The following is a 13,522-nucleotide window of genomic DNA, read 5'->3' on the forward strand; positions in this document are numbered from 1 at the left end:
CGATTCAGAGTCTAGAGCGAGACGACAATGCGAAATTTCCACCCTGTCACTGGCTCGTTGCTGCTGGCAACGCTCGGTCTTGTCGGGACTGGTTCCCAGGCTGCCGGGAATCTCATCATCACCGAGATCATGTACAACCCGGCCAGTTCCGAAGACAACTGGGAATGGATCGAAATTCATAACAACGGCGACATGACCGTTGATCTGGCCGGCTATGTCGTTGACGACAACAACGGGGTGGCTCATCTGGGCGCGAACATCGCCAGCGGTTCGGTGGCCGCCGGCGAGTCGGCGGTTCTCTACAACGCCGACGACGTCAGCGCGGCGAACTTCCAGGCGGCCTGGGGCACGGTTAATCTGATCGCCGTGACCAACTGGTCCGCGATGTCGCTGAACAATAGCGGTGACACCGTTGGCATCTGGAACAGTTTTGCCAACTACAGCGGCGACAGCGTGACCCAGGCCAATGTCATTGAGCAGGTGGTCTATGGCACCACTGCGCCATGGCCCGTCGATGATGGTGCTGGCTCCATCTACCTGACCGGTCTCGCCGCCGACAACAACAATGGCGCCAATTGGGCGCTGAGCACGGACGGTGCCAGCACGCCGGTCTTCGATGCCTACACCGCCGCTGCCGCTGGCGGTAACAGTGGAACCGACATCGGCTCGCCCGGGCTGTCGCCGCCGAAGCTCATCGTCACCGAGATCATGTACAACCCGGCCAGCGCGGAAGACAACTGGGAATGGATCGAGATCTACAACGCCGGTGGTTCCACAGCTGATCTGGCCGGCTATGTCGTTGATGACAACAATGGAGTGGCTCATCTGGGCGCGAACATCGCCAGCGGTTCGGTGGCTGCCGGCGAGTCGGCGGTTCTCTACAATGCCGACGACGTCAGCGCGGCGAACTTCCAGGCGGCCTGGGGCACGGTCAATCTGATCGCCGTGACCAACTGGTCCGCCATGTCATTGAACAATGCCGGTGACACCATCGGCATCTGGAACAGCTTTGCCAGCTACAGCGGCGACAATGAACTCCAGGCCAATGTGATCGAGCAGGTCGTCTATGACGATGAAGCGCCATGGCCCGTCGATGACGGCGCGGGCTCCATCTACCTGACCGGTCTCGCCGCCGATAACAACAATGGCGCCAATTGGGCGCTGAGCACGGACGGTGCCAACACACCGGTCTTCGATGCCTACACCGCCGCTGCCGCTGGCGGTAATAGTGGAACCGACATCGGCTCGCCGGGAACGCCCGTGGTGGTTCCGGCGCTCAGGATTCACGAGGTGCAGGGTTCGGGCGCGGGTGTAACCAGCCCGGGGACCGCCGTGATGATTGAAGGCGTGGTGATCGGCGACTACCAGGAGACCGACGAGCTGGATGGCTTCTTTGTCCAGGAAGAGGACGCCGATGCCGACGCCGATCCCGCCACCTCCGAAGGCATCTTCGTCTATTGCGGTGGCGCCTGCGGCACCTTCCCCGTCAGCGAGGGGCAGATCGTTGAGGTGACCGGCATTCAGGAAGAGTTCTTCGGCATGAGCCAGATCGACGTTTCCGGCGCTGGCGCCAATGTTGTCGTCACCGACGCCGGAGACAACCTGGGGCTGATCACGGCCACCACGGTCTCGTTGCCTGCCGCGGCCGGAACGGATCAGGCGGGAACGTTTGAAAATGTCGAAGGCATGCTGGTGACGTTCGATGTTCAGCTGACCGTGACCGAACTCTTCGAGCTGGCCCGCTACGGGCAGATCGTGCTCTCCGAGGACGGGAAGCTGCGCCACTTCACCGATCAGAATGCACCGGATGTCGCGGGTTATGCAGATCATCTGGCGGATATCGCGAAGCGACGGATCATTCTGGACGATACCAATGACGTCCAGAACCAGCCGGACAACGTTTTCCATCCGCAACCCGCTGGCTTCGCGGTGGACAACTTCATCCGTGGCGGTTACACGGTGGGCAACCTGACCGGCGTCATGCACTGGTCCTGGGCCGGCCTTGGCGGCACGGATGCGTGGCGAATCCGTCCGCAGCTCAGCAGCCCGGTGAGCTTCAATGCGGACAACGCCCGCCAGGCGACACCAACGGACGTGGGCGGGGACATCAAGCTCGCCGCGCTGAACCTGCTGAACTACTTCAGCACCATCGATGCCACCGCCAGCAACAGCATCGGGGATTGCGGTCCCGGTCTCACACTGGATTGCCGCGGTGCCGACAGCGCGGCCGAGCTGACGCGCCAGACGCAGAAACTGACCAGCGCGCTGCTCGCCATGGACGCTGATGTCGTCGGTCTGGTCGAGATCGAAAACAATGAAACGGCATCCTTGCAGGCGATTGTCGATGCGCTGAATGCGATTGCCGGCGCCGGAACCTACGACTATGTCGACACCGGCTTCATCGGAGACGATGCCATCAAGGTCGGTTTCATCTACAAGCCTGCCGTGGTTGGCCTGTCGGGCGCCGCGGCAGTTCTCGACACCGGGGTGGACGCCCGTTTTGACGACTTCCGGAACCGTCCGACGCTGGCGCAGACATTTGAAGTGGTCGATGTCGCCAACGACAGCTTTGGAGAAAAATTCACTGCCGCAATCAACCACTTCAAGTCCAGAGGCTCGGCCTGTGACGATGTCGGCGATTTCGACGCCAACGATGGCCAGGGCAATTGCAATGGAACGCGTACCGGGGCCGCCGAGGCCCTGGTCGACTGGCTGGCCACGGATCCCACGGGCAGCGGCGACCCGGACTTTGTGATTCTGGGGGACCTCAACGCGTTTGCGATGGAGGATCCCGTTGCCGCGATCCTGGAAGGGGCCGATGACGTTTCCGGCAACAGCGATGACTTTGTGAATCTGATTGACCAGTTCCTTGGAGCCAATGCCTATAGTTTTGTCATCGGCGGACAGTGGGGCTATCCGGACCACGCCCTTGCCAATGGACCACTGGCGGCACAGGTCACTGGAGTGACCCAATGGCACATCAATGCCGACGAGTCGAGTCTGCTGGACTACAACGACAAGGTCCTCGACACAGGAGAAGCGAGCTTCGAGGTCAAGCCCGGCACGAACACCCTGTTTGCGCCGGACCCGTATCGCGTCTCCGATCACGACCCGGTCATCATCGGCCTGAGCCTGTTCACTCCGGGCAACATCATCATTCGCAAAGTGACGGATCCCGCCGGAGAGCCCGGAGCCTTTGAGTTCACCGGTGCGGTCAGCGGCAACATCGGTCATGGGCAGCGGATCGTCATGAACGGCCTGCCACCCGGAAACCATGTCGTGACCGAAACCGATCCCGCACCATCGTTCGAGCTTACGGCGATCAGTTGTGACGATGGAAACAGTAGCGGCGACATCGGCGCGCGATCAGCCAGTATCAACCTCGAGGAAGGCGAAACGGTAACCTGTACCTTCACGAATACCGTGGATGACGCGGACGGCATCGCTGCCGCGATCGAAGACAGCGTGCCTGGTTACAACGGCTCCGCTCAGGGCGATGGCAACAACGACGGCATTCGCGACGTACTTCAGGGCAATGTCAGCTCGATTCAGGACCTCGCCAGCGGCTGCTGGTGGACAATCGAGTCAGACGGCGAGGGCCATCGCGACGTTGCCACCGAAGCGGTTCCGGCGGATGCGCCGCCGGGCTATTACCCGTGCAACTTCATCAGCTTCACGGCCGATCTGGCCGTGGATCAGACCGAACTGCAAGTGAGCCTGTACCTTGCGCCGCAGAACGTCGCTATCGGCGGAGCGGTTAAGTTCAATCACGTCGCCGGTGAGTGGCAGGTGATCGGTGACGTCGATCAGGGCGGAGACAAGACCGTCATCCATTACTCCGTGACGGACGGCGGACCGTTCGATGGAGACGGGACGGTGAACGGCCAGATCGAAGACCCGGTCGGGCCGATCGTCCAGGCGCGCCCGATTCCAACCATGTCCCTTGCCGGCTTGGCGCTATTGATCGGGCAATTCGCATGCCTGCTGATGCTGATGGGTCGCAGGCAGCGTAGACGATAGCCGCAGCAGCCCGGTCGCATGGCTGCGTGCCGGGCTGCCGCCTGAGCCGTCTTTCCGGGAAGGGCACCTTGGTTCGGGTTGGGCACGACTGTGCGTCGTACCGTCGCCTTATTGCCCGAGCGGCTAGAATGCGAACATGGACATTCACGATCCGTACACCATCGCCGCAATCGCTTTGCTCGCCGTCATCTTCGGCGGCGTGTGGATCGTTGTCTGGTTGATCGCGGGTTGGCTTTGGGCCGCTCTGGCCTGTCTGGCCGTGTTTTTCCTTCTGGGCGTACTGAGCGTCAGCGGCTACAGCCGTGGTGGCGGATTTCTGGACAACACCGGCTGGATTGACTAGACCGGGTTCTTTGGAAACGGCAATTCAAGCCGCCTTCCGGCGGCTTCAATCAAGGCGTTTGGTGGAGGCGGCGGGAATCGAACCCGCGTCCGAAAGCCCTACGTCCCAAGCTCTACATGCTTATTCCGCCTATTGTTTTAACCGCGCGCTACCCGACGGACAGGGAAGACGCGCGGCGAGCCCGGTAAGGTTTTAACGCTCCGGCCCCAGGCGAGCCTCGGCGCGATTCTGTGAGGTATGACGCCTGGAATCCGCACGCACAGACACGGCTGCGGTCAGACGGCACCCTACCGGGTATTAAGCGGCGAGTGCGTAGTTGTCGTCGTTGGCAACTAAGATTTTGCGGCTGGATTTACGAGGTCCTCCGCGCCTCGGCATGCACCTGAGGTTTCGCGACCCCCGTCGAAGCCAGGTCGCCCCCAGTCGCTGTCAGTTTAGGCCCCGTGGCCCGCACTGGCAACGAGGGCTTAGATGGGCGCTCGCAGCGATGGTTCAACCGCGGAGCGGCGTGGCGCTGACGCCGTGGCCGTGGGAGACTGTTTCGGGTCTCGATCTTGTTGGCACCTGGCAACGTTTCACATGGCCAAGTCACCGAAAATCCGTCCCCGCAATCCCGTTGCCCGCGCGCCGATCCTGCGCAAGGGTGGGGCGCATCAGCGCCGCCCGGAGGCCGCCGATGCGGACCTGGAAACCGAACTCGACGAGGCGCTCGAAACCGACCGTCCGCCGCCCCGGCGCCCGCCGCGCAAGCCCGCGTCGGGTTAGTTTGCGCAACTCCGGGGTGCCGGAGTGCACCGGGCAATGCTGCAGGTGTCGGCCATCTGGCCCGTCGGGGGTCGAAAGTGTCGCTATCGCGGCGCGGAGATCGGTGTCAGGAAACCTCGCCGGGGACGGGGGTGTCTACCGGGCGATGGGTTTTGCTCGATTGGACGTGGCTTTCCTGCTTGGGAAAACGAAACGGCCCTCGATGGGCCCTTTTCGACACGAATTCAGCGCTTGGAGTCGGCTTGCAACCTGCGCCGGCTTGCGAACGCCAGCAGGCCGGCGGCGAGCAGGAGTTCGCTGGTCGGTGCCGGGATCAGCTGAATCTGGGCGATCAGGTCCTGCTGGGTGGCGTTCACCAGGGAATACAGGCCCGTCGCCTGTGGGCCGGTGACCAGATCGTTGACGTACAGGTCGAGCCAGCTCTGCGCCAGCGCGATGGCGCCCGCCACGCTCTCGCTGCGAAACCGCGTGTTGCCGGCGCCTGGCGCACCATTGGCCACGACAAAGCCGCCAGCGGTTACGGTTTCGCGGACGATCTCCCAGATCGCGATCTGAATCGCCAGCGCCTGCTGGTTGGTCAGGGTGGTCGCGCCAAAGACCGGGTAGACGCCACCGAGCAATTCGCCGACGTATCCCGCGCGCACCGCGCCCATGCCGCCGATGTTGTTCGCGCCGCTGGACACACCCAGGACTTCCCAGGTGTAGGTCTGCCCGGTCGAAACACCCTGCTGGGGTTCGACACAGAACGCGAGGAAATTTGCGCTGCCACTCGGCAGGAGGTCGCCGGCGAAGTCACCGCCGGTTACGGTCATGCTGAACAGGCCCGCGCCCAGATTCGTCCAGCCCGTGCTGCCGGTGGTGCTGTCGGAAATGATGCGCTGGACCTGCCCGCCGGCAATGGTGCCGTTGTAGGTCGCGGTGATCGTGGTCGCGTGCAGGGGCGAACCCAGAAAAACCAGGAGCCAAGCCAGCCATCGAAATCCGGCGCTGAATCGGAGCATCTACGGTCGTTCGTCTCCGTCGAGACTGCGTGCCAATGTCGTTGTTTTCCAAGAAGTTGTCAACCGGCGGGCTGCCGCAGGCTGCCCGGCGGTGAACTCCGGTGGTCCACTGGCGGTCTCACGGGCGCGGTGTGGTGGCGGTCCCGGTCCTGTCCGATCGATGCGTTGTCGGAATGCCCCATTGACTTGGAGCCGGCTCCAGGTTCTATGCTGTATGCATGCAGTCGGCCGCATCGATCTCCGCGCCGCTTTCCATCGGCCAGGCCAGCCGCGAACTGGGCGTTGCGGCCGACACCCTGCGCTATTACGAGCGTATCGGGCTGGTGCCGCGCACGGCACGCTCCGGCGGCGGTCAGAGGCGATATGCGCCGGGCGACCTCGCGCGGCTGCGCTTCATCCGGCGTGCCCAGGCGATGGACTTCACGCTCGCTGAGATCGGCGCGCTGCTCGAGCTTCGCGCGGCATCTGGTGACGTACGCGCGGACGTGCGGGCGCTGGCACGGATGAAACTGGCGGATATCGATGCGCGGCTTTCCGAGCTCGAAGCCCTGCGCGCTGAACTCGGCGCTCTGATTGATCGCTGCGCGGCATCGAATTCAGGGCCGTGCCCGATTTTGACGCGACTCGGCGGAGAAATCCGTACGGAGGACCAGGACCATGCTTGAACTACAGGTCGAAAACATCAAATGTGCCGGCTGTGCGAACACCATCCGCAAGGCGGTCGGTGAAGACGACCGCGTGCGCGGCGTGGACGTGGACATCGACAACCAGATCGTGCGTGTCGACGCCGAAGAAGACGCGCGCGAACAGGCCGTGGCCACGCTCGCGCGTCTGGGTTATCCATTGGCCGGATCGGTCAAGGGCCTGTCCAGCGCGGGCGCGAAGGCCCGTTCGTTCGTGAGCTGTGCCATCGGCCGGATCAACGACTGAATACTTCTCGCCGACATTCAATGCGCCGTACAGCCTCACGCATCGCAAGCGTCCTGATCAGCCTGCTGGTGGCAATGTCACCCGTGCGTGTCGCGTTTGGCTGTCTGCACGATGCGGCAGCCGCGACATCGCAATCCGGTGCACAGACTTTCTGTCACTCCACTGCCATCGACACCACCCGGCATGACTCCGGTTATTGCGATTCCGGGGCCTGTTGCCAGCCGATGGCCGCGGCGTTGCAGAACTTCGTCACGGACATTCCCGCACTTGCGGCGGCTGTTGCGCAAGCCGTGTATCTGAGTGCCATGCATCCCGCACCCGAACGCCCGCGGCTGGACCGTCCACCCCAGGCCTGATCCCCGAGCGGGTATTTCACCCGCAAATCGCTGACGTTTCGCACGCCGGGCGTTCTCGCGCGTGCGGCCGATTGTCGTGCAACCTCGGGATATCACACTCATGAGACTCATCACCCGTGCCGTGACCGTGGCCGGTTGCGGCCTGATATCAATCATTGCATCGGGCTGCGCCAGTCCGCCGCTGCCTGAGCTCACCAGCGCACATCCGGCCAGCGTCAATGCGCCGGCCGGTCATATTCCCGCTGCGACCGGAACTCTGGCGGTTGTCCCGGTCAGCCCGCGCGCGATGCCCGGCGCGATGGATCATTCCGGACATGCGGGCATGGACCATTCCGCACACGGGGGAATGGATCACACCGGGCATCACGGGAGCCAGCCATGACCACTCATCGACTACGTGGCGCGTGCCCGGCGCTCGCAGCGCTCGCGCTGCTCGGCGGTTGTGCGAGCGTTCCGGAAAACGCCGGCCTGGCTGCCGTCAACGAGCGGGTCGCTCCCGCCACCGGCCAGACGCTGATCCAGCGCCGTGATGCCGAGTCGGACGCCGCTGCGCGTGCCGAGGTCGCGCGATTGCTGGCGCGGCCGCTCAGTGCGGACGATGTCGTTCGGGTGGCCCTGCTGAACAACTTCGAGTTGCAGTCGGCGCTGGCCGATCTGGGCATCGCGCGCGCCGAACTGATGCAGGCCTCGCTGGTGCCGAATCCGGTGTTTCACGGCGAGTGGAAATGGGAGCACGGCGAAGGTCGGCCACTGGTCGACATCGGCCTGATGCAACCCATCCAGGGTCTGCTGACGCTGCCGGCGCGAAAGCGTGCGGCCAGCGCGAGTTTCGACCTGCGCAAGATCGAGGTTGCCGACGCGGTGTTCGGACTGGTGCGTGAGACTCGCGTGGCGGTCGTCGAGTTGCAGGCCGAAAAGGCGCGCTGCGCGCTGCTCGAGGAGGTTGCCGGGTCCGCTTCCGCCTCGCTCGACGTGGCCCGTCGGCTGCACGCGGCCGGCAATCTGACCGACCGCGATCTCGATCGCCGCCAGGCCATGGAGGCCGAGGCGCGGCTGGCCCTGGCGGAGTCCGAAGAGGCCGTCGCGATGCGCGTGGAGGCATTGAACCAGGTCATGGGCGTGTTCGGCGACGACACGCGCTGGCGTCTGGCCGACGACCTGACCGAACCCGAACGATCGCCGCCGGATACCGCTGGCATCGAGCGCGCCGCCATCGAGGCCAGCCTGAGCCTGGCCGCCGCGCGTGCGCGGCTCGAAACGGCCGCGGAACGGGTCGGCATCGAAAACACGCAGTCGCTGTTCCGGCATCTGGAACTCGGGCCCGTGCATGAGCACAAGGGCGGTGAGCGCGAATACGGCTTCGGCTTGGGCTTCGAACTGCCGCTGTTTGACGTCGGTCAGGGCCAGCGCGCCGCCGCGCAGGCGATGTTCATCAAGCGTTCGGCCGAATATCGCGCGACCGCGCTCGCGGTGCGCTCGGCGGCGCGCAGCGCCGCGCTGCGCCTGTCGGCTGCGGACGACAAGGCGCGCTACACACGCGAGGTGCTCGCACCACTCGCGCAGCGACAGTTCGCAGGCAAGGTGCTTGAATACAACGCCATGCAGATCGGTGTGTTTCGCCTGTTGAGCGCATTTGATGCACAGACAGCAATGAAACGTCGCCTGATCGACGCAACCCGCGACTACTGGCTGGCCCTGATTGACATCGGTGCGCTGCATGCCGGGCATACACCCGCGTCAGGCACCATGACCGCCGGCTCGACGGCTGCAATGCCCATGGCCGGCGGCAGCGATGGAGGACACTGACATGAAGCTCACACGTCGAAACCTGCTGACTGGCGCGGCGGTCGCCGCCGGCGCCGCTGCGCTGGCCTCGCGAAGCACACAGGCCGCACCGCGCTGGGACCGCTCCTACAGCGGGCTGGATCAACCCGACACCCCACGCAAGCCGGGCATGCCCGGCGTCGACTACCGTCCGGTCGAAACCCCGGGTGGCGCGAGCCTGCCGTGGAAGGTCGTCGATGGCGTGAAGGTCTATCACCTGATCGCCGAAGAGGTCGAGCACGAGTTCGCGCCGGGCATGCAGGCGACCTGCTGGGGCTACAACGGCCGTGTGCACGGCCCGACCATCGAGGCCGTGGAGGGTGACCGCGTTCGCATCTACGTGACCAATCGTCTGATAGCGCCGACCACCGTGCACTGGCATGGCGTGTTCCTGCCCAACGGCATGGATGGCGTGGGTGGCCTGAACCAGCGCGCGATCCAGCCCGGTGAAACCTATCGGTACGAATGGACGTTCCGCCAGCACGGCACCTTCATGTATCACTCGCATCATGACGAGATGACGCAGATGGGTCTTGGTCTCATGGGCATGATCGTCGTGCATCCGCGCGGCCAGACCGCGAGCGATTTCGTCGATCGCGACTTCGCGATCATGCTGAGCGAGTGGAAGCTCGAGCCGGGCGCGCGCAGGCCCGACCCGAACGAAATGACCGATTTCAACATTCTTACGATGAATGCGAAGTGCTACCCGGGAACCGCGCCGCTGGTCTGCAAGACCGGCGATCGTGTGCGGCTGCGCATCGGCAACCTGTCGGCGATGGATCATCATCCGATCCATCTGCACGGGCACTACTTCCGCGTGGTCGCGACCGATGGCGGCGACATCCCGCGCGAGGGTCAGTGGCCGGAAACGACCGTGCTGGTGCCGGTCGGTTCGACACGCGACTGCGAGTTCATCGCCGACGCGCCCGGTGACTGGGCCATGCACTGTCACATGACCCACCACGTCATGAACCAGATGGGCCACGGGATCCCGAACATGATCGGTGCTGACGTGCGCGGCCTGGAACGGACGATCAGTCCGTTCGTGCCGTCCTACATGACGATGGGGCACGACGGCATGGGCGAACACGGCGCCCATATCGAGAGCGGTCACATGGCCGTGCCCGACAACAGCCTGCCGATGGTCGGCGCCTGGGGGCCGTACGACTACATCACCATGGGCGGCATGTTCACGATCGTTAAGGTGCGCGACCGGCTCGCGAACTACGCCGACCCGGGCTGGTACGAGATCCCCGCCGGCACGCAGTCGGTCGCGGCCACGGCCGCGGAACTCGTGCGTGACGGCATCGAAACCTGAGTGAGCCCGTTCCGGACTCCGGCGGGCCGGTTTTGTATACTCCGGCGCGCCGGCGATGCATGGCGGCCGTGAGGACCGCGACCGGTGTAAATCAATACGTACGAGGACGATCCATGAACAAGCGAATTGGGTTTGTGTCGCTGCTGATGTTGTTGCCAGGCGTGGTGATGGCCGGCGCCAGCGGCAAGGTCGAAAAGGAGTTCTTCGGTGAAAAGAACACGATCACCGTCACCGACGGTTACGCGTTCAACGCGCCGGATGTCTTTGACAAGACCCGGCAGGCCACGGTGATCTTTCTGTCCAGCCAGCCGATCGACCGCAGTGGTCTCGACCGTGCCCGTGACCGTGCCGAGGTGATCGAGGATCGTCTGCGTGACCTGGGCGCCAGCTACATCGAGCTGAACATCACGCAGGAAAACAGGGAGCTGAATTCCGCGAATTTCGTGTTTTCCGGCAGCGGCAACCTGTCGACCTCCGGCAACACCCTGGGCACGATCACGCGGCTCGACGCCGGCCAGGTCGCCGGCTCGCTGACCGATTCGACGGTTGAATTTGACCTGCCGATTGCGCCGCCGCCGAACCTGCCCAAGGGCAAGGCGCTTGGCGCAGGTGGCGGCGCGCCTGGCAAGGCCTACATGGCGAGTCGCGCAGCGATCGCCGCCGGCGATGTCGACACCATGGCGCGGTATATGAATCCGGACATGGCCGAAATGATGCTGGCCGCGCGCAAGGAGCCGGACTTCAAGGAACAGCTCGGTTTCCTGCAGGAGATGAATGCCGGCGAGGTCAAGATCGTCAGCGGCGAGCAGTTCGGCACGGACGAGGCCATTCTCCAGATGGAGGGCAGCATGGACGGTTCGGCGTTCACGGGCGAGATCACCATGAAGCTCGGCCCGAAGGGCTGGTATGTCGAAAAAGAATCGCGCTCGTTCTGATCACGACGGAGAGGCAGATGTACGGTTTTGACCTGAAGCTTGCTTGTGATTTTGACGAGGCGATTGCGCGCGTGACCGCGGCGCTCGCGGTTGAAGGCTTTGGTGTGCTGGCGGATATCGATGTCGCCGGCACACTGAAGAAGAAGCTTGGTATAGAGCGCGGCGCGTACCGGATTCTCGGTGCCTGCAATCCGCCGCTGGCGAATCAGGCGATCGACGCCGAGCCCGACATCGGCCTGCTGCTGCCGTGCAATGTCGTCGTGCGTGCCGAGGACGACGGCAGCGTGACGGTCGCGTTCATGGACCCGAACGCCGTCCTGAAACTCGTCGACAAGGCCGAGATCACGGCGCTGGCCGGCGAGGTGACCGCACGCCTGCAACGCGTGCGCGCCGCGCTCGCGCAATAGGTGCCGGTCAGCGAAGCCCTGTAAGGATTCAGAGGGTCCTGCGGCAGACGTGAAGTGCCGCTCTGGCAATCCGTGATGGATTGATCAGGGTTTCCTTGGGCAGGTTCAACGCCCGTCGGCAGTGCTTGTGTCGGCCTCTACGCGGTTGCGGCCGAGGCGTTTCGCGCGATACAGCGCGTTGTCGGCGGCGGTGATCAGCCGGTCCATGTCCTGGTCGCTGACCGGCACGCCACACGCGACCCCGGCGCTGATCGTGACGTGCACGGGTTCGCTGCGTGCGCCGACGGCGATTTCCACCTGTTCGACCGCCGTGCGCATGCGTTCCGCCAGCACGCTCGCACCGTCGAGATCCGTCCCCGGCAGCACGGCCACGAACTCCTCGCCACCGTAGCGGCCCAGCCGGTCGTTCGGCCGTTTCAGTTGCGCTGCCAATGCATCGCTGACCCCCTGCAGGCACAGGTCGCCGGCCTGATGACCATGGTCGTCGTTGAACTGCTTGAAGTGGTCGATATCGAGCATGATGCAGGCGACGATCTTCGCTTCGCGAACGTTGCGTTCCAGATTCTCGAACATGAACTCGTCCATCGACCGCCGGTTCGGCAACTGCGTCAGGTCGTCGGTGGTTGCCAGGTGGTGCAACTGCAGGTGTGCCTGCTCCAGGCGTTCGTTGGTTTCGGTCAGCTCCACGTTGACATGCTGCAACTGATCGAGCAGCCCCTGCTTCTCGAAACGGTCGCGAAGGCCGGCGAGCAGCATGGCCGTCGCGGTGCGGTGTGTGATCAGCAGCATTGCCACGAATGCGACGAGCAGCACGCCGACGGCGAACGAGAACGCCGTCCGTCCGAGCAGCACCTCGACCAGCGCCGGTACGAACATCGCCAGCACGAACAGTGCGTAGGCACGCGGGTGCGAAATCATCGACGAGAACGCGCCGGCCGCCATGCCGCCCATCGCCCACAGGAACAGCAGCTGGTACTGCGAATCGAGGTGCGGGTCGATGACGACGAACCCGATGCCCCATGCCAGGCCGGTCACGGTCGAGCCAAGCGCAAAGGTGCGTTCGGCATGCTTCGGCACCGGCGCACGTTCAAACGCCTGTCGGGCGCGTGCCAGATGAATGATGCGTGCGACCGCGAGGACACTTAGCGCGATGAACCATCCGATCGCCAGTCCGCGCGCGCCGCTGTCGCGCAGGATGATGACGAGAATGATGGCGATGAGGATGTTGAACGGCACCGCGCGCAGCCCGTTCGCATACAGCATGCGCACGCGCTGGTCGTCGATGGCGGCCGCGACCGGCGCGGTCGGGACCTCGGTGCCCGTCCCCTTGCGGTGGGCAAGCTCGGTAGAACGCATGAAACCCCGCCCCCGCGGTTACGTTCAGTTGTGAACTCGCACCGCGCTGTCCCGCCATCAGGCAGGCCGCCGCGCCGGTGCGGCTTATGTCACAAGTCTGGCATGGAAATCGGCGGAGCGCCCGGCCCCCGGCGAGCCGTGACAATTGTTTGCCGGCTGGCGGCTGGCGGCTGGCGGCTGGCGGCTGGCGGCTGGCGGCTGGCGGCTGGCGGCTGGCGGCTGGCGGCTGGCGGCTGGCGGCTGGCGGCTGGGAGCTGGCGGCTGGGA

At 64.4% G+C, this 13,522-nt stretch carries 13 protein-coding genes and 1 other RNA gene; 11 read left to right on the forward strand and 3 right to left on the reverse strand.

Translation table 11 applies throughout. The features are described from left to right. Nucleotides 1-27: 27 nt before the first annotated feature. Entirely contained in the window at nucleotides 28-4,020 is a 3,993-nt protein-coding gene (locus KDG50_02185) for an ExeM/NucH family extracellular endonuclease (GenBank protein MCB1864211.1), read from the forward strand. Nucleotides 4,021-4,156: 136 nt separating this feature from the next. Continuing rightward, nucleotides 4,157-4,363: a hypothetical protein gene (locus KDG50_02190; GenBank protein MCB1864212.1), complete on the forward strand. Its 207-nt coding sequence runs from the start codon at nucleotides 4,157-4,159 to the stop codon at nucleotides 4,361-4,363. 59 nt (nucleotides 4,364-4,422) lie between these two features. Here KDG50_02190 and ssrA read toward each other — a convergent pair. Then, nucleotides 4,423-4,784: a transfer-messenger RNA gene (ssrA, locus tag KDG50_02195) on the reverse strand. Nucleotides 4,785-4,942: 158 nt separating this feature from the next. Between ssrA and KDG50_02200 the strand changes: the two genes are divergently transcribed. Next, on the forward strand, nucleotides 4,943-5,128 hold the full coding sequence (locus KDG50_02200) for a hypothetical protein (protein MCB1864213.1): 186 nt from the start codon (nucleotides 4,943-4,945) through the stop codon (nucleotides 5,126-5,128). A 224-nt stretch (nucleotides 5,129-5,352) separates the two neighbouring features. Here KDG50_02200 and KDG50_02205 read toward each other — a convergent pair whose 3' ends face one another. Beyond that, complete coding sequence (locus KDG50_02205) at nucleotides 5,353-6,129, reverse strand: hypothetical protein (GenBank protein ID MCB1864214.1); 777 nt, start codon at nucleotides 6,127-6,129, stop codon at nucleotides 5,353-5,355. A gap of 218 nt (nucleotides 6,130-6,347) precedes the next feature. Here KDG50_02205 and KDG50_02210 point away from each other — a divergent pair, with 218 nt between their 5' ends. From KDG50_02210 to KDG50_02245, 8 genes are all read left to right on the forward strand, one after another. Continuing rightward, a complete protein-coding gene (locus tag KDG50_02210) occupies nucleotides 6,348-6,794 on the forward strand; it encodes a heavy metal-responsive transcriptional regulator (protein ID MCB1864215.1) in 447 nt (148 codons plus the stop codon). After that, nucleotides 6,787-7,059: a heavy-metal-associated domain-containing protein gene (locus KDG50_02215; GenBank protein ID MCB1864216.1), complete on the forward strand. Its 273-nt coding sequence runs from the start codon at nucleotides 6,787-6,789 to the stop codon at nucleotides 7,057-7,059. The genes KDG50_02210 and KDG50_02215 overlap by 8 nt, the downstream gene beginning before the upstream one ends. A 20-nt stretch (nucleotides 7,060-7,079) precedes the next feature. After that, the gene (locus KDG50_02220) at nucleotides 7,080-7,415 is read left to right on the forward strand and encodes a hypothetical protein (protein MCB1864217.1); all 336 of its coding nucleotides are present in this window, start codon (nucleotides 7,080-7,082) and stop codon (nucleotides 7,413-7,415) included. A gap of 100 nt (nucleotides 7,416-7,515) precedes the next feature. Next, entirely contained in the window at nucleotides 7,516-7,797 is a 282-nt protein-coding gene (locus KDG50_02225) for a hypothetical protein (GenBank protein ID MCB1864218.1), read from the forward strand. Then, nucleotides 7,794-9,221, forward strand: coding sequence for a TolC family protein (locus KDG50_02230; GenBank protein ID MCB1864219.1), 1,428 nt, complete (start codon nucleotides 7,794-7,796; stop codon nucleotides 9,219-9,221). Before KDG50_02225 ends, KDG50_02230 begins: the two co-directional genes overlap by 4 nt. Nucleotides 9,222-9,369: 148 nt before the next feature. Beyond that, nucleotides 9,370-10,557 carry a copper oxidase gene (locus KDG50_02235; protein ID MCB1864220.1) on the forward strand — a complete coding sequence of 396 codons (1,188 nt, stop codon included), beginning with the start codon at nucleotides 9,370-9,372 and terminating at the stop codon, nucleotides 10,555-10,557. Nucleotides 10,558-10,670: 113 nt separating this feature from the next. Beyond that, nucleotides 10,671-11,492, forward strand: coding sequence for a hypothetical protein (locus tag KDG50_02240; GenBank protein MCB1864221.1), 822 nt, complete (start codon nucleotides 10,671-10,673; stop codon nucleotides 11,490-11,492). Nucleotides 11,493-11,509: 17 nt separating this feature from the next. Further along, nucleotides 11,510-11,899 (forward strand): DUF302 domain-containing protein, encoded by a 390-nt coding sequence (locus tag KDG50_02245; GenBank protein MCB1864222.1) that lies wholly within the window; start codon nucleotides 11,510-11,512, stop codon nucleotides 11,897-11,899. Nucleotides 11,900-12,004: 105 nt separating this feature from the next. Here KDG50_02245 and KDG50_02250 read toward each other — a convergent pair whose 3' ends face one another. Then, on the reverse strand, nucleotides 12,005-13,255 hold the full coding sequence (locus KDG50_02250) for a GGDEF domain-containing protein (protein ID MCB1864223.1): 1,251 nt from the start codon (nucleotides 13,253-13,255) through the stop codon (nucleotides 12,005-12,007). Between the last annotated feature and the right edge of the window lie 267 nt (nucleotides 13,256-13,522).

Source organism: Chromatiales bacterium (assembly GCA_020445605.1).
Classification (GTDB): Bacteria; Pseudomonadota; Gammaproteobacteria; order JAGRGH01; family JAGRGH01; genus JAGRGH01.